Genomic DNA, 18597 nt, shown 5'->3' on the forward strand with positions numbered 1-18597 from the left:
GGGTAAGGCACGCCCCCGGGGCTTGTGTCACGCGAGGGCGATGTCAGCGCCGATGTCGCGGCGGTAACGCGACAGGGACTGAGAGGACTTCTCGGCGACAGGGTTGACGATGGTGACCTGTGTGCCACGGCCGCCGGAGCCGGCGCCGTTGGCGAGATCCATCGACACGTCGTTCGGGATGATGGTGGCGCCGGGGCTGAAGTGCATCAGCTCGGGGCCTTCCTCACCGACCCAGGAGAGGCCGGATCCGGTGACCTTGCCACCGTCTTTCATGCCGGGGATCTTGCCAGCCGCCGGGATCTTGGGGGCCTTGAGGCCGCCCTTACCGCCCATGGCCTTGTTCACCTCGTTGCTCGCCCACATGGCGAGCTCGACGATGTACTGCAGCGCGTTCTGGATGCCAGTGGTGAGGCCAGTCCAGGTGTCCGCGCCCCAGGCACCGATGCTTGAGAAGACGCCGCCGAACCATCCGCCGATCTGGGAGGCGCCGTTCTGCGCTGCACCGATGAAGGTGTCGAGGCCGAACTTGGTGTTCTCGAGAGCGGGGAGGAGCGCAGCCTGGATCTGGTTCGCGCCGTTCTGGAAGCCAGCGACGACGCCATCCCAGTTCTGCACGAGCCAGACGAAGCCTGCGACAAGCAGGCCGATGACGACGAGCGCGGCGGTCACCCACAGCACGATGGGGTTGGCGAGCATGGCGATGTTGAACGCCCACTGCGCGGCTGCCATGACGGCGATGGCCGCACCGATGGCGAGCAGGATCGTCGTGACGACGGGGTTGTCACGCAGCCAGCCGAAGACACCGGTCACGATCTGGAGAAACTCGCGAAGCTGCGGGAGGATCGGCCGGAGGGTGTCTGCGATGGCCCCGGAGAGGGTACGGCTGAGACCAGCGAGCATGTCGTCGAGCGACATGGAGGCGTCGGCCATCTCCTGCGCCGTTCCGGCGAACTCTCCGAAACCCTCGGCCGCGGTGCGCGGGTTCATGGATTCGAGCGCCGCGCCGAGATCTTCGGCTTTCGTCCCGAACAGGGCGACGGCGATCTGCTCCCTGGTCGCAGCGTCTCCGACTCCGTTGATGGCGTCGAATACTTCCTGCATTCCGAGTGCTGCGTCCGGTCCACCTTCGGCGAGGCGCCGGGTCATTTCTTCGCCTGACAGCCCGAGGGCTTCGTAGGCGGCGATGGAGGCCTTCGATCCGTCCACGGACCGAATCGAGAACTCCTTGAGTGCGTCGGCGACGAAGTCCGTGTTGCGCGCGCCGGCGTCCATGGCCTGCTTGACCATGCCCATGGCGGTCTCAGCGTCGATGCCGAGCTTCTGGAATTGGCCGGAGTACTCGGTGATGGTGTCGAGGATGTCCTCGCCGCTGGACTCACCGAACGACTGGTACGCCTTGGCGATGATGTCGGCGGCTTCGGTGACGCTGCCGGCGAGACCGGTGACCGTGAGCTTGTTCGTCGCGTCTGCCAGCCGTGCCATGTCGGCGCCGGTTTGCTCCGCGATGCCCATGAGGAGCGGGGCAAGCTCTTCGAGCTCGGATCGTGAGAGGTGACCGACTTCGGAGAGCATCGACTGGACGGAGGCGCCGACCTCTTCGAGGGACTCGCCCCAGCCCTGCGCGTACAGGTCAGCGGCGACGTCGGCGTACTCGGCGGCCACCTGCGGGGTGACCCCGAGGTTGGCGGAGAGGGTGCGTTCGAGATCGAGTTGGGCGGTGGCAGTGTCCCAGCCGTCCTTGAAGAGACCGCCGACGAGGCTGCCGATGGCAGCGAAACCGCCCCAGGCGAGAAGACGCTGACCGAGGCCCTTCGTCTTCTCCTTCGAGCCTTTCGCAAGGCCTTCGCCGATCTCCTCGCCGGCCTTCTGGGCTGGTTCCGCAGCGGTCCCGAGGGCGTTGTTGATGTCCTCGGAGACGCCCTGGGTGTCGGCGTACAGCGAGATGTATGCCGCTGCGACCTCGTAGCCTTCAGTTCGAGTCTTCTTGGCCATCGTCGTTCTCGCTTTCGGTCATCCACGCGAGGACGTCCTCGAGGGGGAGTGCTTCACCACGGGTGTTGGTGTCGGGGCCTTCGCCGCGGAGGGGCTTGGGCCGGGGGAAGGGCTGAACGTGTCCGCCGCGCCACTTCGCGCCGTTGCTCTTGGCGGTGACTTCACCGAGCCAGCCGAGGCGGTCGAAGAGGTGCGCGAGCATGGACTCGGTCATGCCCCACGAGTGCCCGTGGGTGACGCGGTAGACCGCGGAGGTGGGTAGCCACGCGAGGTGGCGGAGGTAGGCGTAGGCGTCGTCGTAGGAGAGCTCAGGCCCGATGCGGTCGAAGCGGAGGCCCGCGGCCACGAGGTCAGCGCGGAGCGCATCCTCACGGTCTGGGCCATCCACTAGCCACGCAATCAGGCCTTGGATTTTCCCGACGCGGCCTCGCCCTGCCGGCGCCACAGCTTGAGCAGGCGCTGCAGCTCGACGATGCCGAGGGATTCGAGGCCCTTGCGACCCTCGGCGTCGTCGGCGAGGTCGTAGAGCAGGTGGAGGTGGTCGATGATCTCGTCGCCTTCGAGCCCGTCGAATGCGCGGAGCGCCATGAGGACGGGCAGGGGCGTGAAGCCCTGCGAGGGGATGTCGATGATCCGGCCGCGGACGGTGCGGAACGTGAAACGATCCTGGTCCTTGCTGCGTTTGTCCTGCGGGAGGCGGTCGATGGTGGTGGCGTCAGCCATGGGGTGGTACTCCTTGCCGTGAGTGATGATGGGTGCCGTGAGGTGCCTGCGGGGTGCAGGCGAGGTGGTGCGCGGAGCCCCGGCTCACGGCAAAGCCGAGGCCCCGCGGGTCAGGGGGTCAGGCCTCTTCGGGCTCGGGGGCGATGACGGTCACGCCGGGCACGCCCTGGCGGTACTCGTACGCGTAGCCGCCGTCGGCGTCGGGGCGGCACTCGATGGTGATCTCGTAGTTCGTCGGCGTGGTGACGTTGTACGCGATGTCGCTGGTCTCGACGATCTGCGCCTCGGGGAGGTAGAGGCGGATCTTCCGGCCGGCGTCCACGAAGTGCACGGCCCAGGACTGCACGGGCAGCTCGGCCTTCGCGAACTTGGTGACGATGTCGCCCTCGGGCGAAACGGTCACGTTCTCCGCGCCGCGCATGAGCTGGAAGGACTTGAGCGTCGGGGCGAGCAGCGAGAGCGTGACGCGCACGCCGTACTCGGTCGTAATGACGCGGACGATGGCGCCCGATGCGTCCTTGACCGGCTCGGTGGACTTCGTCTCCGCGAGCGTGACGCCGTCCGGGGTGATGAGGCCCGCGTTGACGTAGCCGGTGCCGAGGGCGGTCGTGGCGTCGGTCGGGGCGGTTGCGGTGATCTCGCCGACCTGGAAGTAGCCGCCGGCGACGCTGGCGTCCGTTCCGGCGACGAGGATGTCGTGTGCGTTGGACATGAGTGTTCCGTTCTGCGGTTAGAGGCCGCGGGTGGTGATGGCGTGCGACTGGGAGTAGGAAGGCGCGCCGGTGACGGGGTGAGTGCGGGGTACGGGCCGGCCGACCTCGCGCACCTGGCGGACGGCCGGGGTGTGACGGGGCATGGCAGCCATGAGCCCTCGGATGAGAGAGGCGGCGCGGGAGGCGACGGTCGAGTCGTCGTCGATGCCGTAATGGACCTCGATGACGATGAGGGACTCGTCGGTGACCGGGGACGTGGTGCTGCCGCCGGTGAGCAGGACACGGACGTACTGCGACGCCGGCTTGCCTTCGGGCGTGCGAGGGACAGCGGTGCCGACGGGGAGGGTGATGCCGTAGCCGGGGAGCACGTCTCGCAGGTAGGCGACGACGAGGGCCTCGGGGTCGTCGAAGAGAATGATGTCGGTCATCAGATGCCCTGCGCTTTCAGCGCGGCGATGGCCGCTTCGAGGAGGTGGTCGTCGTGCTGGTGGTACACGGCCGCTTTCGTGTACGTGCGGGCGGTGGTGCGGTAGGACGCTTTGCGATTGCCTTCACGTCCACGCGCGCCGTCCACCAGGAAGTGGTGCTCGGCGACGCTCGACGTTTCGATGTGCTCGTTCGCATGCTGAGCGATCCGTTCCGCCGCCTGCCACAGGAGCAACGCCACCCCTTCGGAGTGCCGTAGAGCGCGGTAGGAGCCCTTCGTCACGGCTACACCGACTGCGGCTCCGCCGGTCATCGAACCGCCTCGTCGTGTCTTCCCGGCTCGGGCTCGTTTGAGAGCCCGTGCCTTCGTCGCGGGCGCTTCACGGCGGAGCTGGGCGGCATCCTCGGCTGCTTTACTGCGAGCAAGGGATTGCGGTGACTGGTCGCTCATACGTCCCCCTCGACGAGCTGCACGACGAGGTGGGCGACGGCCCCGGAGATGCCGCGGTGTGCGACGGGGATGCCGTGCACGTCGGCGATGTGCTCGACGCCACGGACGTCGGTCCAGCGGACACGGTCACTGGCGCGGATGTCGAGAGTGACGGCGCCACGGAGCGTGTGGGTGGCTTCCGTGAGCCCGTCGAGCTCGGTGCCGGCGACGGCGGTGATGCGGAGGCCGGTGAGTGCGGATTCGGTCCAGGTGTCGCGCGCCTGCCCGTGGGCGTTGCTCACGACCTCCGGCCGGAGCCGGGTGGCGGTGTCGCGGTAGAAGCTGCGCATCAGGCCACCAGGTGGATGACGCGGATGCCGCGACGGCGGCGCTTCTGCGCGTCGATGACTCGCTCTTCACCGCGGGTGAGGCCGGAGACACCTGCCCACGCGTCGGCGCCGTAGCTGACGGTCTCGCCGCCTGCTCCTTCGGAGGTGATGCCCTGCGCGAGCGCAGACCCCTCGATACCGGCAAGCCGCTGCGCGACGCCGGCAGTCAGCTCGATGAGCCAATCCTCGGTGGACACGGCGTCGATGAAGGCATCACCGGCGTAGGAGCGGATGCGGACGGAGGCGCGGGCGAGCATGGGTGCGCTGGCCTCGTAGCCGAGGGACGCGGCCTGCTCGGGGGTGCACAGGGGCGGGTTCATGGGTGCCTCCTCGGCAGGTGGTTAGGGGATGGGGGTGAGGGGCGCCCCGGGTGTGGGGCGCCCCTCGAAGCGGGCTTACGCGCTGGGCTCGCCGTCGACCGGCTTGGTGAAGCCGATGGCGAAGACGGTTGTCGGGCGGATGACCTTGAACCCGTAGACCAGGAGCGCCGAGACGGCGTCCTTGAACGAGTTGTGCGGGCGCACGGCCTGCGTCTTGTCGATCTGGCCGACGTACGCCGCGCTCTTCTCGTGGTAGGCGATGATGCCCGCCGTGGTCGCCAGCTCCGCCGGTACCGCGGCCGAGCTGAGCAGCTCGAAGCCGTAGATGCGGCCGAGCTTGCCCTCGCGCAGCTCCTCGCCGGTGGCGGCCTGGCCCGACGGCGACTTCGCGAGGAAGCTCAGCGCGCGGGGCACGGCGCCCGGGAGGACGAAGATCTTGCGGCCGGAGACCGGGACCTTCGCGGCGTTGGCGAGCGAGACGGCCTCGAGGCAGGCGGTGTCGAACTTCGCGTCCGTGGAGAGCGCGTCGGTCGAGCCCTGCACGGCGTCGCGGGCGGCGGACAGGAGCGCGTACGCCTCCGAGTCCTCGGCGAGGGCCGGAGCCATCTCGTCGGTCCACTGCGACAGGTCGCCAGCTGCCTGCGCGGCGTCCACGTCGTCGACCCAGACGGAAGTTGCCTTCTCCTGGTCGATGAGGACGGTGACATCGGTTCCCTCGAGGTCTTCGGGCGTGACCGTGCGGCCCTGCGCCTTGTAGTCCTGGACGGTGGGGCGCGCAGCGTTGATGATCTTGACGGCGTTGCCGCTGCGGATCGTGTCGCTGCCGGCGGGCTTCGCCGTGAACGAGTTGATGAAGACGAGGTCGGCTGCGAACTCGGTCTGGACCTCGGCTGCGGTCAGCTCGGGGATGAAGTTGTCAACGGACATGTTGGGTGGATTCCTTGTCTAGGAGGGGTGGTGGTTGGGGTCGTTGCTCAGCGACCGGCGAGCAGGTCGGCGATCTGGCCGGCCTCCTTGGCCGCGATGCGCTCCGCGGGGGAGAGCGCCGCGAACTCGACGCGGGTGAGCTGCTTGACCGACCCGGCAACGGATGCGCCATTCGCTCCCGACGCGACCGCGTCGTTGGCGGGAGGTGCGGGCGGGGTCGCTGCTGCCGAGGCGGCTGCCACGGCGGCGAGGAAGGTGTCGGCGGCCGCGGTGAGCGACTCCTCGTCGGTCCCGGTGAGGATGGCCTCGGGGACGCCCTTCGTACCGGCGATCCGCGCCTTGATGGCGTCGAGCTTCGACGCGGCGAGCTCGGCACGGATCTCGGCGAGCTGCTCGTCGGTGGTGCCGGGAGTCTTCGCGGCGGCCTCGTGCTTGCGCGAGAGGCCCTTCCACTTGTCGCGGTCGGCTTCCAGAGCAGCGATCTGGGCGGCGTAGTCCGGCGTCTCGGCGACCGGCGCGGGCGGGGCTGCGGGAGCCTCGGGTGCGGCGGGCGTTTCGACGACGGGGGTGACGGAGTCGGGCATGCGTGTTTCCTTGTCAGGAGAGGCCCACCCCATGTCGGCGTAGGCGTGTTGGGTCTGCCGGGTGGCAGGTGCGCCGGAGGGCGCGGGACCGCGTCGCTCCCATGTCGGGTGCGGGCGGGAGTGTGAGGGGCGCGTCAGCGCTTGACGGGCCGGACGCCGCAGTTGCAGGCGTCGTGGATCGGCTTCACGTCCTTGCGGGTGACGATGGCGCCGGCGATTTCCTTGCACCGGTCGCAGGAGTCGCCGGAGCCGAGGTAACGCTCGAAGAGGGTCACGCCGCCGGCGGCATACGTGCGGGACGAGGCGTCGAGGCGGCGGTCGCTCAGGGAGGTGCGGACGCCTTTGTCCATGAGCTGCACGGCATACGAGAACGCGTCGCGCTGGACGTCGGCCTTGCCGTAGTCCTTCACGTTCGCGGTGGCGTAGTAGTACCGGACCGCGGCGTTCATCATCGAGTGGACGTCAAGCTCGGTGAGCGCGAGAGCAGCCAGATCGGGCGTACCGGGGGCAAGGAGACCCATGGCCACAAGCTGCCGGGTGGCGTGGGAGCGGCTCTTCGCGACCGTGTCCCCGGCCACGGGTCGGAGCAGGGTGTGCGCGCGGGCCACGAACGCTGCGCGAGCACCCCCTTCGAGGGCTTCGGGCCCGGCCTGCGCGAGCAGCTGCGCGATGAGGGACCCTGCCCGAGACCAGCTCGCGTTGAGCAGGTCATCGTAGGAGGCCTCGAGTGACGGGTCGTACATCGAGGCCTCCTACGGTCACGCGGCGGGGGTGAGTGGTGCGAGGGAGGCGATGAGCGACTCGTCCTCTCGGGCTTCCTGCATCGCCTTGGCCTGCTCGGGGGTGTGCCCGAGGTAGTCGGTGGCGAGGGTGAGGAACGGCACGCCGACCGCCTTGGCTTGCAGGGCGGCGTTCGTGCGTTCGTTCGCGGTGGACAGGGCCGGGTTCATCCAGCTGACCTCGACGTCCTGGTCGAACGTGGCGCCGAGCTCCATGCGGAGAGCCTTGAGCAGCACCCCTTCGATGACGGGACCGAAGCGCCGCTGCCGGTCCAGCGCCTTGAGGATCTGCGCCTCACGGGCGGCCAAGGCCCCCTCCGCGCTCTGGTTCGCACCGTCGGGGATGAGGGCGGACAGCGGTGTGGAGGTGATGGCGGCGAGCTCGCGGATGTCGTCCTTGACTGCTTCCAGCAGGGGGCGGAAGTCGGTGCTCGACATCTCGTGCAGCTCAGCGTCATCCCCGAGATCGAGGATGGAGCCGGGGCTCACATCGAGGAGAGCTTCGGCCTTCGCGACATCGTCGGGGTTGTCCGGGTCCAGCCCGAGGCCCTTGATGTAGCGGAGCTTGAACGCCTCGTAGGCGACGATGACCAAGCGGTTGAGGATGCCGAGCGAGATGCGGTCCAGAAGGTTCAGCACGTGACCGAACTCGCTGGCGGAACCACGGTTGACGAGCATCGTGAGGGGCACGCCGTCGGACACGATCTCGTCCGCCAGGGGCTCCCAACCGCCGCTGTTCGTGGTGCGGAGCGCCTTGCTGTTCACGCGGGTGGAGGTGCGGATGAAGTCCTGCCGGCCGGTGAGAGTCCACACGCGGGCGTAGTCGCGGCCGGTGACCTCGTCACGCCAGACCTTGACCGCCGCGCGAAGCGTCGTCGGGTCCAGCGGGTCGGCGACAGCGAATGTGCGGTCGGCATCCTCGAAGGTGACGATGGCGCGGCCGAAGCTGTCCACCGCGGCGCACAGGAACGCGCGGCCCACGATGAGGGTGTCCTCAACCGCGTCGGCCAGCACGACGTCCAGGCGGGACCGCCGCCAGATCGCGTTGGCCTTGGCGCCGGCGTCGGCCGCGTCCCCGGCGCCGATGACGACGGCGGTTGGGGTGATGCGGGACGACAGCGACTCCGCGATGAGACGGGCGTAGACGACACTCGCGAACCTCTGGAATCGGATCCACGAGGCGCGGGCCTTCTTGCTCATCTCGGGGCCGGGCTGCGTGCCGGCGGCGAACGCACGGAGCTTCGAGTTCTCGGTGACCTGAGCGTCGAGACCCTTGGTGAGATACGGGAGCCATTCGGCGGGCGTGGAGTAGCCCATGGGGGCTCCTTTCGGGGAAGACGGCGTCGAGTCGGCAACTCAGTGGGGCGCTCCCTTTCCTTGTTGAGAGGCAGGATTGCGCTGTGGGCGGTTGGCCGGACAGGATGACCGCATGGGGAAGCGTGAATCGCGCGATTGGGGAACGCCGTTAGTATCCGCGCTGGCGCTGGTAGTCAGTGCCTTGGCACTTCTTGTCTCCGTGGACTCCTCGCGCGCAGATCGTCAGGATCGTTTCGATGAGTTGAGAACCAGCTGTCTGGATGTTCTCGGTGAGATTGAGACCGACGCCTCAGAGGTCCTGTATCGCTCGCACCGAGAGGTGATTTCAAACGAAGCCCTGCGATTCCGGACCAGCGACCTTCCGATGAGGTACTGGCGTGGTTGTGTCCTTCCGGGGATCGTGCCTACTGGCAGTGCTTTTGACGCCGCGCTTGACGAGATCTCTAGCGGGCTCGAGTTCGGCCTTGCTCCCTTCGTCGTTTCCTATGAGGGCCAGACTGAGGAGGAGCGGGACGAGATCATGACTGCGTCGCTTGCCGCGTCCGTGTACTTGATGTCCGACTTGGTATGGCAGACCAGGGGGTACGTGCAGGATCTGCCCGACGAGTCCATCTACCCGTGGCAAGAGCGAGCGATTCCTGAGCCTGTTTACGACGAGGAGAGCGGTGTGCTCGAGCCCCTGGAAGGAGTCGTCGAGCCAGTGGACTAGCTGACATCCATCGGCCTTCAGACGAGGTTGCCGAAGCCGCGGCGGCGCTTGCGTTCGGCGCCGATGCCCCGGTTGAGGGCGGCGCGGGCTGCCTCCCACGCGAGGATGGTCGCGATGAGGGCGTCCATCTTGTCGGGGGAGTCTGGCGTCTTCTTGTGCAGCTGTAGGCCGTAGCGGGTAGAGAGCCGGCGGGCGTTGGTGAAGTGGCGCATGAGGTCCGGGTCGGCGGCCATGCGGAGGCCGCCGGCGAGGATGGCCTCGTAGAAGTCCTCGACCTGCTTGCCGAAGCTCGCCGCGCTCGCACCGCTCATGTAGCGGTACATCGGGCGGGCGGCCGTGACCTTCGCCTTGAGCTTCGAGTGGTAGCGGGCGGTGAACGTGTCAAGCTCCTGCGTCCACCCGGTCGGGTCAGCGAAGAGGCCGATGACGTTGTAGAGCTTGAACGCCTCGTCGATGCGGGCCTTGATCTCGGCCTTCGGCGGGTTCCACGCTTCCTTCGGCAGCTCGCCGATGGCCTCGGCTTCCCATAGGCCCACCTTGTGGATGGACATGTCGGAGAGGCGGACGGCAATGAGCGCGGTGGAGTCGGGGACTCGCTTGGCCTTGCCGCCCTTCCACCCGGGCGCGTAGTCGAATCCGAGCGTGATGGTGTCGCCCTTGGCGAGCGGGGGGACAGCGTGTGCGGTGAGCGCGGCGACCTCGGTGTGGGAGACGTAGGCCGTGGCGGCGCTGGCCTGCTGGTTGAGGAAGAATCGGCGGAAGTCGGCGGGGTCTTCGGTGGGGTCCTGCGCCATCGCGACCATGCGGTCGTAGTCGACCCAGTCGCGGTGGCCATACACGCCCTCGAGAACGGCGCGCAGGCGCTTCTCGTCAGAGAGGTCCGCGATTACGCCGCCGTGGCGGGAGTCCCACATTGTGCCGTGGTTGACGATCTTCCCGGAGGCGATTTCCTGGGCCTTGCGGTGCAGGTTCTCGAGGGTGGATCCTTCACCAGCCTGATACATCGTGGAGATGTACAGCGCCCAAGGCTGCCCAAGCTTGCGCTTCACCAGGTTGTTCTTGATGCGCGTGACCAGGGCGTGATGCTCTTTGGACGTGTACAGGTGAGGTTCGTCGAACACGACGATGTTTTCCAGGCCGCCGTCCTTGGAATCAGCACCAGAGGTAAGCGGGGTGATTCGTCCACCGTCGCCGAGGCGGGCGAAGGTATCGAAGCCGATGATCTCGCCCATTCGGGTGAGCTCGTTGCCGTTGTCCGGGTCGAAGTTGAACCCGAGGGTGGCGCGATAGAAGCTGTTGACCTGATCTTCCGACACGGCAGCCATACGGCCGTCGGTTCCCGGGATCCGGCGACCCATGGGTTCGCCGGGTTCATAGACGTACTCGAACGTGCCTTGGCGGTACACCTCGCCGCCCTCGGCCCAGCCGGCAAAGCGGGAGGGACCCACGACGTCGAAAGCGATGATGAAGCTCGCAGCTTCGGTCTTAGCGGACCCCTTGGGGAGGACGATTGCGACTTCGTCGTAGAGGCGACGGCCGTTCTCGGCGAGAGCGTAGGCGTCGACGACGAGGTCGTAGACGACATCGTCCAGTTCCACCCGCTCGCCCTGCTTGTCGCCTCGCCCGTGACGCATGAAGTGCTCGGTCCACGAGACGGCAAGATGCCCGAGGCTGCGGTCACGGTCGTGGCCTGGCATGCGGACACAGAGCCGCTCAAAGGCGGGGAGTTCGGACTCTGGGATGTCTTCGGGGGCGTCGTTCATGGCGCCCTCCTGCGGGACGGTCAGGCTCGCGCAGTGCTGCGGGCGCGGCGGTCATCCCGCTTCGAGGGCGCGGGCGTTGCCGGGATGGCTTTGGGTTTGCGGGCGGGCTTGGCGGGTACCTTGTGCGGGGCGAGCTGCGCGAGTTTCTCTGCGTCGACAAGCTTGATGCGCAGCTTCCGTCGAGCCTCAGTGGTGAGGCCCAGCGCGTCGGATCCTCGGCGCCACTCAGCGTGAGCGGCTGCCTGCCCGGTGGAGTAGACGGTGTCGGCGATGTAGGCGAGGCCGACGAGAGCGTGCCACTCATCCGCGCGCCATTCGGCGGTATGGGGGAGTGCACGGACGGTGTCCCACCACGCTTTGGTGAGCGGATGCCAGGCGATGGTCTCGCCCTCGTCCGTGGTCCCCCGCGACTCGGGGAGCTTGACGAGCGGAGCCTTTCGGTTCGGCGTGTCGAGGATGTACTCCCAGTTGCCGGTGTCGTCGGCGGGGACGGGGCCGCGTGGGGCCATGGTCCCTCCTTCTCTCAGCGCTTGCGGTAATGGGGGTGGTTTCGTTCGCCGGGGTGACGTCCAAGCGCGGCTTTTTGGGCGTAGGCGGCGCGGGCCTCGGATTGCGTCTTCGCCTTGTGACATCCCGCGCACAGCCAGCTCAGGTTGATGAGGTCGTGGACGCGGGCGCCCATCGCCCGGCCTTCGGCAGAACGGACGTTGATGACGTGGTCGCATTCGGCGCCGGGCTCACGGCATCGGGTACCGTCTTCGAGCTTGCCCTCGCAGCGCCAGCCGGCGCGGATCGCGGTGTCTCGGCGGCGGGCTTTCCAGTCACCGGGGAGAGGCTCATGGCGTCGGGTCCAAGCCATCAGGTACCTCCGGGTGTCAGGTATCGAGTGTGTTCGGGTACGCCGCGAGGATGGAGATTGCCGTCTTGAAGTCGTCCTCACCGCAGGTGCAATGGGTACCCTTCGGCGGTGCGAACGAAACCGGGTCAAGCCACACGTCGCAGTCCTCGCAGTGAAGGAAGTAGACCTGTGCGATGAGCCCGTGCGGTACGAGCGCGGCCGCGGCCTGGTGTGCGATTGGCGTGACATCGCCCTCATACCGGATCGCGATGGCCATGTCTCTGTCGGTGCGAACGTGGAGCTGCTTCATGTGCGCGGGTGTCGGCTCACGCGGAAACGACCTGGTTGCGGAGTAGTCGTAGACGGTTGTCATGAGGCCTCCGTGTGGGTTAAGCCGCGATGGATACGGGGTCGATGCGAGCGGTGATGCCGGCGCGAGCAAGCCGGTGGGTGATGAGGTCGATGTAGCCCGCGTCCATCTCGATACCGATAGATGAGAACCCCTCGGCCGCGGCCGCTTCGAGCGTGGTCCCGGACCCGGCGAACGGGTCGAGGACGGTACCGCCCGGAGGGGTGACCATCTTCACGAGGTACCGCATGAGGGTGAGAGGCTTCACGGTCGGGTGAGCGGCGCCGTTCACTATCGGGCGCTCGGACTTCGGGGCCTTGGCGACATAGAAGAACCGCGACACGTCGGCGCTCTGCTCGCCGAGTACCGCGGCGGCGGCCTCGTCGAGCACGACGTTCGCGGGCCAGCGACCCTGCATGGTGTCGTCGCGGAGCTTCCCCCCGTTCAGCCCGTCGCCGTAGGCGGTGACCGTCTCGGTGCCTTCGGAGCCGCTGACGTAGCGGCCAGCGCCTCCGGCCGTCCCAATCCGCGAGGCGTCGATGTTGAGGGCGCCCGTGCCGTGCGCCAGGACGTTCGCCGCGACCGTGCCGATGAGCGGCTTGCGGGCGACGACGATGGGTTCGTGTGCGGGCTTGAGGGCGGTGCCCCAACCCTGCCAGGTGGTTGCTTCGGGGGTGGCGGGAGCGGTGACCTCTGCCTCCTTGCAGGGGTTACCTCGTAAACCTCCCCACTCGCTTTCACCGCCCGAGGCAGTCGAGTACCCGGGCAGCCCGACCTTAGACCCGATGACTTCACGTGCCGCGCCGGCCTGCTTGTCGATGGCCTTCGACACGTCGAGCGACTTGGGGAAGCCCGTCCCATAAATCCACTGGATCTGGTCGCGGATCTCGAACCCGGCGAGCCGGATGCTGAGCCCCATGAGGTCCACGGTGCGTGAGCCGGCGAACGCCAGCAGGTGACCGCCGGGCTTGAGGACACGGAGCGCCTCGTCCCAGATGGCGGGCGGCGGAACGAACGAGTCCCAGGACTTACCCATGAACCCTTTACCGCTCGGGGCGGCATCACGCTCCCCCGAAAGCCAGCGCGTCATGACGTCGGCGATGAGGGCCGGGTTGAGGTCGGCGAGCCCGTACGGCGGGTCGGTGACGATGGAGTCCACCGAGTTGTCGGGGAGGTCAGCGAGCGCGGTGAGCGCGTCGGCGTGCAGCACGCGGGTGGTGGCAGTCATGGCGCCTCCTTGGCGTGTTGTGCAAGCGGGCGGCTCGGGGGTCAGAGTGTGACTGCCAGCCAGATGGCCCAGCCGAGAACCGCGAGCGCGGGGGTGAGCAGGATGAGCGGGGCGACGATGCCGCCGCAGGGGAGGGGACGGGCTGCGCCGTGCTGGGTGTTCATGGGGCCTCCGTGGGCGGGCTCAGATTTTCGTAACTCCGCCGGAGCCCGAGCGACAGCGCCCTCCGCAGGGGAGAGGCCCCGGGGGAGGGGGTCCCACCCCGGGGAACCCGTCAGGATTTCTTACGGGTTCCCGTCGAGTGGCTCTGGTGCAGTGCGCACGTGAGCACGAGGCGAGGGCCGGCGGACGCAGCGTTCGGCGGCTGCCTGCCGGTCGAGGAGATCGACCATCGCGGCGAGCGTGGCGTGTGCGTCTCGAAGCTGCTGCTCCTGCACCTCGTCGAAGGTGACGACGATGGTGCGGGGCATGGTCACGAGCGTGTCTCCGATGTCGATGCGCTGTCCGGTGACGCGGCTGATGGGGTGGATGGTGACAGTCATGGTGTGACCCGAGATGCAGGCCGGGCGTGATGCCCGACCCTGCGTCTCAGTCAGGCCTGTGCTGCCTCGAGGGCGGCGGTGACGTACGCGACCCACTGGGCCGGGGACTCGGTGAGGTCGTCGGCGCCGCCGGCGGTGACGGTGAGCCCGTCGGGGCCGGTGATGAGCGCGTGGTCGGTGAGCTCGACGGTGACGCCGTGCTCGGCTGCCGATGTCTGCAGGGCCGCGTTCACGGTCTCGAGGTGTGCGTCGAGGGCCGCCTCGCCGACGGCGGTGAGGTCACCGTCCGCGTCGAGGAAGCCGGGGGTGGTCTGGTCGAAGGTCGTACTGGTCATGTCGGACTCCTGGGGTTGTGGTCGTGAGGCTTCTGTCCGCCTCACGAGATACCCTGCGGCGGATGTGCCGCGCACTCAGGAAACTGCCAGGTAAGAGTTTCGCCCGGCGTGTTGCGCGTCAGAAGTAGATGCGCTCGCGCTCGATGTACGCGTGACCGGCGAACGGATCCACAACCGTACCTGCCGCCCAGACGACGGGAGCCTCAGCTTTCGCTGGCTCGGGGATCACCTCATCGGCGTACACCGGGCGTCCGAGCGCCGGCGTCCAGATGCCCTTGGGCTTAGGCGGCGGTATCAGTCGGCGCTGCCCTTCGAGGTCGGTCTCGACCAGGCGGACACCGTGAGCGTGGAGCACATCCCCGAGCGCTGCGTCACCGCCGTAACTGATGACCGCGTACGGGACATGCCGGTCGAACTCGGAGCCGGTCCGCGGGGACAGGCGGGCCTGCTGGCGGGGCGTGCGATCCGCACGCGGGTAGCAGGAGTGGTAGCGGGTGACCGGAGTGCGACCGGTGCGGCCGTGAGTCTCCACGGTCACGTGCCAGCCGTCAGGCGCCTCGACGTCAGCGGTCATGAAGCCAGCGGTCTCGGTCACGTAAAGGCCGGTGCACTCGTGCCCGGCAGGGCAGTCGGTGAAGACGGTCATGGTGGCCTCCGTGGTCGAGCCCATAGATCGAGAGAAGAGCCCGCGGCAGGCGCCGCCGGAGGCGATGAGGCCTACGCGGTGGCGGTGTAGCCGAGGGTGATGGTGACGTGGTCGGTGTCCCGGATCGGGGAGAGCGAGCGGTGATGCAGGGGCGGGTGCGTGGCGGTGACCGTGAGGCGCAGGTCCGAGGGGATGGCGGTGTCATCGTGCGGGTCGGGGAGCAGCTGTTGGAGCATCGTGGTGAGCAGCTCCGCCCCCAGCTCATGCAGTCGGCACAGGCGCAGGCGGCGGTCATCGGAGGGGAGGGTGAGCGTGATTGCGTGTGCCGGGTCGGCTGCCGGGTGGAGGATCCCGACGACGGTCTGCAGGTCGCACTGTGCCGCGTCGATGAGCATGGCGGTCAGGACGGATGAGGTGTGGCGCAGGCGAAGGCTGTACACGTGTGAGGTCTCCCAGATGGTCAGTGGTCGAAGGTGCCCGGGTGGGCGGGTCGTGCGAGTGGTCGGAGTGTCGGTGCGCATCATGAAGTGGGCGTGATGTGCGTGAAGTCGTGACATGAGCGGGTGTCTGGTTTGGGGACAGGGAGAGGCTGGGAGGCCTCCGCAGACCGCGTATGGGCGAAGAGCGGGGGCTGAGAAAAGCTGGATCGTCGATGCCGGCGCCGCTTTCGGCGCATCGTCCAGGAGGTGCTCAACCCCCGGCCGCAGCGACCACAGCGGCGACCGGGGGGAGCAGTGTGCACCGGGGTGAGCGGTGCACGGTGACCCTCGCCAGGGGTCGGGTGAGCGCGTAGGAGAGGGCGCGCTCGGCGGCTTGAGAGTGGGCGGTGGGTCACGGGTATGGGGTCCGCCGCCGAGGGTGAGTCGGCGGCGGGGAGTCTGTGCGGCGGGTGCCAGGTGCCGGTCGGCGGGCCCGGCCCTCGATGGGGTCAGCGGGCGTGGGAGTGGCGGGTGCGTGTGCAGAGACTGAGTGCCCCCGGTCACGGGTGAGGTGACCGGGGGCGGCGCGGTGCATGCATCGACAGGAGATCCGCGCAGAGGATGTGGGCCGGCGTCGCTGCCGGCGTTTCTCCCTCTACTTGTATAAGGGCTGCAGTTGCAACAGCCGGCGGATCAAGTGGCGATCCACTCCCTGGTGAGCTCGCCAGACCGCATCCACTCGGAGGCGACCCGTGCTGCGGTTGCCGCATCCATGATGCTGGCGAGGGGCTTGATGCGGGAGCCGGCCGGGGTCGGGATGAGTGCGACGGTGGGGCAGGCGTCGGCGGGGATCACGGTGCGCAGTGCGTCACCGTCCAGCACCTCGACGATCTGCTCGCCGGTGCGCACTCGGGTGACGCGGGCCAGGTGGCCCGGATCGCTCACGGTGTCATGCCAGAGGGTCAGTGTCGTGCCTGCGCGGAGCCGGGAGATCATTTCCGCCAGCGCGGCGGGCGTAGCTCCGGAGATGTCGTGCGCGGTGCCGGTGGCGGCGTTGTAGGCACGGCGGGTGGCGATGAGGCGAGGCACGCCCTACACATGCGCAGCGCCCCCGGTCGAGTGGTGACCGGGGGCGCTGAGTGTGCTGCGAGTGTCAGACGACGACGTGAGCCTGTGGGCGGGGCCGGGCGAGCTCGTGGGCCGCGTAGAAGGGCCGCAGGGCCGCGATGTCCAGCCCCTCGCGGGTGAACTCGGCGTACACGATCCCTGCGTCGGAGATGTCGCCGCCCAGGTTCGCGTACCAGCTGGATCCGTTGTCGGCGGTCATCGCCTGCAGCCACCACCCCTGCCGCCCCGAGGCGGTGCGACCCAGGGGCTCGAGGCGCATGTGGTGGAAGTGCCCGGTGATGGTGAGGGCGGCGCCGCCGAGAGCACCCCCGTTCACCGCGTGGCCAGCTGCGAGCTTCTTCACCCCGTCGGGGCGGGACGTCTGGTGCGCGTGGACGACACCGATCTTCTCCCCGAACACCTCGACCACGACGGCTTCCTCCCGGAGCTTCACATCAGGGGTGACGACAGTGACGTCCAGGCCGAGCAGCTTGGCGGTGTGCTCGACCCGACGGGCGACCATGATCCCCCAGTCATCGGTCGCGGGGTTGCCGTATGTGACCCCGCCCTTCCTGAAAGCCGCGTGGTTGCTGGGCACCGCGATGTAGGTCACTGGCGCGACGCGGTCGTGGCCTTCGACGACGAGCTCGGTGGCGATGGTGCAAGCGCCGTCCACCTGCATCATGGGGCTGAGATCGTTGCTCTCGATGCCCTTACCGCCGGCGCTTTCGACGCCCTCGACGATGTCGCCCGGATCGACGATGATGAGGCGCGTCAGGCCGCGTGTGGCGGCGTGGGCGAGCACCTGCTCTTTCATGTCGGCCATCCGGGCGATGGTCTCGGGGGACCCGCCGAGGGCGTCGACCTTGCCGAGCTGGATGTCGCCGATGACGATGATCCCGACGCGCTCTGCGACCCGGGGGACACGCGGGGTGCGGTGACGCTTGGCGGCCTGCTCCCGCACGTAGGCCATCGTCGCGGGGAGATCGATGTCGCTGCGGTCATCACGGAGAGTCATCGCCGTGGTCGTCGTGACACCTCGCGGGCCTTCACGGCGGGTGACGCGCTTGGACACGATCTCCGAGGCGGCCGGCTCGTCGGTCACGGGCCGAAGCGTCGGGTAGGCGATGTCGATCTCGCCGGCATCCATCCGCTGGCGGGTGAGGCCGATGGTGGATCGGCTGATGGGGGTGATGACACCGATGATGGTGTGGGCCTGCGAGACGGTCAGGGATCGGTCGTGGAGTGCGGTGAGGACGATGTCACGCTCGGTGGCACTGAGGAGGTCCAGGCTCTCGGTGAAGGGGATAGTCACAGTCGCTCACCCGCCTCGTCTGCCGCCTCGTGGAGGGCCTCAAGCGCGCCCTCGATGCCCAGGAGCACGATGTCCAGGACACGGTCCGAGAGGCCGCCCTGTGGCCGCATCCAGACGCTCCGGGTGATGTCACGGACCTGCGCAGGGGAGAGGCTCGGCCGACGGGTGGAGATCACGACACGGTGGTCGATGCCGCGCTCACGGGTCAGGAGCAGTGCTGCGTAGGCCTCGACGAGGTCGGTGGGGATGTAGTGCTCGATGAGCGGGTGAAGCCGGCCGGAGCCAGCCGAGTCGCCGAGGACCGTGAGCTCTACCAGGAGCTGTAGGGCTCCTGCGGGTGCCGGCAGGCGTCGGGGATCCACGGTGCCGCTGACACGCTCGTCTGAGGCGTAGCGGTCGGGGCTGCGGGTGGCGGTGTGCGCGGCTTCCAGGGCCCGGAGGTACCGGGCGGGGAGGCTGTCGATGCTGTACTGGTGCATGAACAGTTAGGGCTGCGCCGGACCCTGATTTGCAACACGAACCCCTGTATACGTGCGCACACGCTCGCGCGCGACGAAAGGAGGTGCGGATCCCCGGGTAACGAGGCTCACAGCTACCGCTGGTGGGCCAGTGGCCCAGGGTGGGCCAGGCCTTCTGGGCCAGAAATCGGCCCATTTCGGCTGCAAGATCCGCGTGATTCCGCGGTTCTTCATGCTGCTGGGCCAGTGGGCCAGCGTTTTCGTACAACACCCCTATATAGGGGCTAG

26 protein-coding genes are annotated in these 18597 nt (G+C 68.2%); 1 reads left to right on the forward strand and 25 read right to left on the reverse strand.

The genetic code is table 11. The annotated features are described in order from the left end of the window. Window positions 1-27 precede the first annotated feature (27 nt). From AB2L57_RS10645 to AB2L57_RS10700, 12 genes are all read right to left on the reverse strand, one after another. The gene (locus AB2L57_RS10645; protein ID WP_409047046.1) at window positions 28-1992 is read right to left on the reverse strand and encodes a phage tail tape measure protein; all 1965 of its coding nucleotides are present in this window, start codon (window positions 1990-1992) and stop codon (window positions 28-30) included. Beyond that, on the reverse strand, window positions 1970-2338 hold the full coding sequence (locus AB2L57_RS10650) for a hypothetical protein (RefSeq protein WP_409047047.1): 369 nt from the start codon (window positions 2336-2338) through the stop codon (window positions 1970-1972). The genes AB2L57_RS10645 and AB2L57_RS10650 overlap by 23 nt, the downstream gene beginning before the upstream one ends. 53 nt (window positions 2339-2391) lie before the next feature. Further along, complete coding sequence (locus AB2L57_RS10655) at window positions 2392-2715, reverse strand: hypothetical protein (protein ID WP_409047048.1); 324 nt, start codon at window positions 2713-2715, stop codon at window positions 2392-2394. Window positions 2716-2833: 118 nt separating this feature from the next. After that, complete coding sequence (locus AB2L57_RS10660) at window positions 2834-3427, reverse strand: hypothetical protein (RefSeq protein WP_409047049.1); 594 nt, start codon at window positions 3425-3427, stop codon at window positions 2834-2836. Between the two features lie 18 nt (window positions 3428-3445). Further along, window positions 3446-3856, reverse strand: coding sequence for a hypothetical protein (locus tag AB2L57_RS10665; RefSeq protein WP_409047050.1), 411 nt, complete (start codon window positions 3854-3856; stop codon window positions 3446-3448). Then, window positions 3856-4167 (reverse strand): hypothetical protein, encoded by a 312-nt coding sequence (locus tag AB2L57_RS10670; protein ID WP_409047051.1) that lies wholly within the window; start codon window positions 4165-4167, stop codon window positions 3856-3858. The genes AB2L57_RS10665 and AB2L57_RS10670 overlap by 1 nt, the downstream gene beginning before the upstream one ends. 134 nt (window positions 4168-4301) lie before the next feature. Beyond that, window positions 4302-4634 carry a hypothetical protein gene (locus tag AB2L57_RS10675; RefSeq protein WP_409047052.1) on the reverse strand — a complete coding sequence of 111 codons (333 nt, stop codon included), beginning with the start codon at window positions 4632-4634 and terminating at the stop codon, window positions 4302-4304. Continuing rightward, a complete protein-coding gene (locus tag AB2L57_RS10680) occupies window positions 4634-4993 on the reverse strand; it encodes a hypothetical protein (protein WP_409047053.1) in 360 nt (119 codons plus the stop codon). Before AB2L57_RS10680 ends, AB2L57_RS10675 begins: the two co-directional genes overlap by 1 nt. Window positions 4994-5068: 75 nt before the next feature. Continuing rightward, window positions 5069-5920, reverse strand: coding sequence for a hypothetical protein (locus AB2L57_RS10685; protein WP_409047054.1), 852 nt, complete (start codon window positions 5918-5920; stop codon window positions 5069-5071). Between the two features lie 47 nt (window positions 5921-5967). Then, window positions 5968-6504: a hypothetical protein gene (locus AB2L57_RS10690; protein ID WP_409047055.1), complete on the reverse strand. Its 537-nt coding sequence runs from the start codon at window positions 6502-6504 to the stop codon at window positions 5968-5970. Window positions 6505-6638: 134 nt separating this feature from the next. Continuing rightward, window positions 6639-7247, reverse strand: a complete 609-nt coding sequence (locus AB2L57_RS10695; protein WP_409047056.1) for a hypothetical protein — start codon at window positions 7245-7247, stop codon at window positions 6639-6641. 15 nt (window positions 7248-7262) lie between these two features. Beyond that, window positions 7263-8600: a phage portal protein gene (locus AB2L57_RS10700; protein ID WP_409047057.1), complete on the reverse strand. Its 1338-nt coding sequence runs from the start codon at window positions 8598-8600 to the stop codon at window positions 7263-7265. A 112-nt stretch (window positions 8601-8712) separates the two neighbouring features. Here AB2L57_RS10700 and AB2L57_RS10705 point away from each other — a divergent pair, with 112 nt between their 5' ends. Further along, window positions 8713-9309 carry a hypothetical protein gene (locus AB2L57_RS10705; RefSeq protein ID WP_409047058.1) on the forward strand — a complete coding sequence of 199 codons (597 nt, stop codon included), beginning with the start codon at window positions 8713-8715 and terminating at the stop codon, window positions 9307-9309. A gap of 17 nt (window positions 9310-9326) precedes the next feature. Here AB2L57_RS10705 and AB2L57_RS10710 read toward each other — a convergent pair whose 3' ends face one another. The 13 genes from AB2L57_RS10710 to AB2L57_RS10770 form a co-directional block, all read right to left on the reverse strand. Further along, complete coding sequence (locus AB2L57_RS10710) at window positions 9327-11072, reverse strand: hypothetical protein (protein WP_409047059.1); 1746 nt, start codon at window positions 11070-11072, stop codon at window positions 9327-9329. 20 nt (window positions 11073-11092) lie between these two features. Next, window positions 11093-11581, reverse strand: coding sequence for a hypothetical protein (locus AB2L57_RS10715; protein ID WP_409047060.1), 489 nt, complete (start codon window positions 11579-11581; stop codon window positions 11093-11095). A gap of 14 nt (window positions 11582-11595) precedes the next feature. Then, window positions 11596-11931: a hypothetical protein gene (locus AB2L57_RS10720; RefSeq protein ID WP_409047061.1), complete on the reverse strand. Its 336-nt coding sequence runs from the start codon at window positions 11929-11931 to the stop codon at window positions 11596-11598. 16 nt (window positions 11932-11947) lie between these two features. Further along, complete coding sequence (locus AB2L57_RS10725; RefSeq protein WP_409047062.1) at window positions 11948-12283, reverse strand: hypothetical protein; 336 nt, start codon at window positions 12281-12283, stop codon at window positions 11948-11950. 16 nt (window positions 12284-12299) lie between these two features. Beyond that, window positions 12300-13487: a DNA-methyltransferase gene (locus tag AB2L57_RS10730; RefSeq protein ID WP_409047063.1), complete on the reverse strand. Its 1188-nt coding sequence runs from the start codon at window positions 13485-13487 to the stop codon at window positions 12300-12302. Window positions 13488-13528: 41 nt separating this feature from the next. After that, on the reverse strand, window positions 13529-13651 hold the full coding sequence (locus AB2L57_RS10735) for a hypothetical protein (RefSeq protein WP_409047064.1): 123 nt from the start codon (window positions 13649-13651) through the stop codon (window positions 13529-13531). 120 nt (window positions 13652-13771) lie between these two features. Continuing rightward, window positions 13772-14029, reverse strand: a complete 258-nt coding sequence (locus AB2L57_RS10740; protein WP_409047065.1) for a hypothetical protein — start codon at window positions 14027-14029, stop codon at window positions 13772-13774. Window positions 14030-14079: 50 nt separating this feature from the next. Beyond that, window positions 14080-14364: a hypothetical protein gene (locus tag AB2L57_RS10745; protein WP_409047066.1), complete on the reverse strand. Its 285-nt coding sequence runs from the start codon at window positions 14362-14364 to the stop codon at window positions 14080-14082. Between the two features lie 118 nt (window positions 14365-14482). Then, window positions 14483-15010: a hypothetical protein gene (locus AB2L57_RS10750; protein WP_409047067.1), complete on the reverse strand. Its 528-nt coding sequence runs from the start codon at window positions 15008-15010 to the stop codon at window positions 14483-14485. A 71-nt stretch (window positions 15011-15081) separates the two neighbouring features. After that, window positions 15082-15450 carry a hypothetical protein gene (locus tag AB2L57_RS10755; RefSeq protein WP_409047068.1) on the reverse strand — a complete coding sequence of 123 codons (369 nt, stop codon included), beginning with the start codon at window positions 15448-15450 and terminating at the stop codon, window positions 15082-15084. A 672-nt stretch (window positions 15451-16122) separates the two neighbouring features. Further along, window positions 16123-16518, reverse strand: coding sequence for a hypothetical protein (locus AB2L57_RS10760; RefSeq protein WP_409047069.1), 396 nt, complete (start codon window positions 16516-16518; stop codon window positions 16123-16125). Between the two features lie 64 nt (window positions 16519-16582). Then, window positions 16583-17851 (reverse strand): hypothetical protein, encoded by a 1269-nt coding sequence (locus AB2L57_RS10765; RefSeq protein WP_409047070.1) that lies wholly within the window; start codon window positions 17849-17851, stop codon window positions 16583-16585. Beyond that, on the reverse strand, window positions 17848-18330 hold the full coding sequence (locus AB2L57_RS10770; RefSeq protein WP_409047071.1) for a hypothetical protein: 483 nt from the start codon (window positions 18328-18330) through the stop codon (window positions 17848-17850). Before AB2L57_RS10770 ends, AB2L57_RS10765 begins: the two co-directional genes overlap by 4 nt. Window positions 18331-18597 lie beyond the last annotated feature (267 nt).

It is taken from the genome of Microbacterium sp. HA-8, assembly GCF_046111165.1.
In the GTDB taxonomy this organism is placed as follows: Bacteria; Actinomycetota; Actinomycetes; order Actinomycetales; family Microbacteriaceae; genus Microbacterium.

Excerpts from the sequence above, each read along its gene's own strand:
- AB2L57_RS10645 (WP_409047046.1), bottom strand. The coding sequence starts at position 1,992 with ATGGCCAAGAAGACTCGAACTGAAGGCTACGAGGTCGCAGCGGCATAC.
- AB2L57_RS10655 (WP_409047048.1), bottom strand. The coding sequence starts at position 2,715 with ATGGCTGACGCCACCACCATCGACCGCCTCCCGCAGGACAAACGCAGC.
- AB2L57_RS10660 (WP_409047049.1), bottom strand. The coding sequence starts at position 3,427 with ATGTCCAACGCACACGACATCCTCGTCGCCGGAACGGACGCCAGCGTC.
- AB2L57_RS10665 (WP_409047050.1), bottom strand. The coding sequence starts at position 3,856 with ATGACCGACATCATTCTCTTCGACGACCCCGAGGCCCTCGTCGTCGCC.
- AB2L57_RS10670 (WP_409047051.1), bottom strand. The coding sequence starts at position 4,167 with ATGACCGGCGGAGCCGCAGTCGGTGTAGCCGTGACGAAGGGCTCCTAC.
- AB2L57_RS10675 (WP_409047052.1), bottom strand. The coding sequence starts at position 4,634 with ATGCGCAGCTTCTACCGCGACACCGCCACCCGGCTCCGGCCGGAGGTC.
- AB2L57_RS10680 (WP_409047053.1), bottom strand. The coding sequence starts at position 4,993 with ATGAACCCGCCCCTGTGCACCCCCGAGCAGGCCGCGTCCCTCGGCTAC.
- AB2L57_RS10685 (WP_409047054.1), bottom strand. The coding sequence starts at position 5,920 with ATGTCCGTTGACAACTTCATCCCCGAGCTGACCGCAGCCGAGGTCCAG.
- AB2L57_RS10690 (WP_409047055.1), bottom strand. The coding sequence starts at position 6,504 with ATGCCCGACTCCGTCACCCCCGTCGTCGAAACGCCCGCCGCACCCGAG.
- AB2L57_RS10695 (WP_409047056.1), bottom strand. The coding sequence starts at position 7,247 with ATGTACGACCCGTCACTCGAGGCCTCCTACGATGACCTGCTCAACGCG.
- AB2L57_RS10700 (WP_409047057.1), bottom strand. The coding sequence starts at position 8,600 with ATGGGCTACTCCACGCCCGCCGAATGGCTCCCGTATCTCACCAAGGGT.
- AB2L57_RS10705 (WP_409047058.1), top strand. The coding sequence starts at position 8,713 with ATGGGGAAGCGTGAATCGCGCGATTGGGGAACGCCGTTAGTATCCGCG.
- AB2L57_RS10710 (WP_409047059.1), bottom strand. The coding sequence starts at position 11,072 with ATGAACGACGCCCCCGAAGACATCCCAGAGTCCGAACTCCCCGCCTTT.
- AB2L57_RS10715 (WP_409047060.1), bottom strand. The coding sequence starts at position 11,581 with ATGGCCCCACGCGGCCCCGTCCCCGCCGACGACACCGGCAACTGGGAG.
- AB2L57_RS10720 (WP_409047061.1), bottom strand. The coding sequence starts at position 11,931 with ATGGCTTGGACCCGACGCCATGAGCCTCTCCCCGGTGACTGGAAAGCC.
- AB2L57_RS10725 (WP_409047062.1), bottom strand. The coding sequence starts at position 12,283 with ATGACAACCGTCTACGACTACTCCGCAACCAGGTCGTTTCCGCGTGAG.
- AB2L57_RS10730 (WP_409047063.1), bottom strand. The coding sequence starts at position 13,487 with ATGACTGCCACCACCCGCGTGCTGCACGCCGACGCGCTCACCGCGCTC.
- AB2L57_RS10735 (WP_409047064.1), bottom strand. The coding sequence starts at position 13,651 with ATGAACACCCAGCACGGCGCAGCCCGTCCCCTCCCCTGCGGCGGCATC.
- AB2L57_RS10740 (WP_409047065.1), bottom strand. The coding sequence starts at position 14,029 with ATGACTGTCACCATCCACCCCATCAGCCGCGTCACCGGACAGCGCATC.
- AB2L57_RS10745 (WP_409047066.1), bottom strand. The coding sequence starts at position 14,364 with ATGACCAGTACGACCTTCGACCAGACCACCCCCGGCTTCCTCGACGCG.
- AB2L57_RS10750 (WP_409047067.1), bottom strand. The coding sequence starts at position 15,010 with ATGACCGTCTTCACCGACTGCCCTGCCGGGCACGAGTGCACCGGCCTT.
- AB2L57_RS10770 (WP_409047071.1), bottom strand. The coding sequence starts at position 18,330 with ATGCACCAGTACAGCATCGACAGCCTCCCCGCCCGGTACCTCCGGGCC.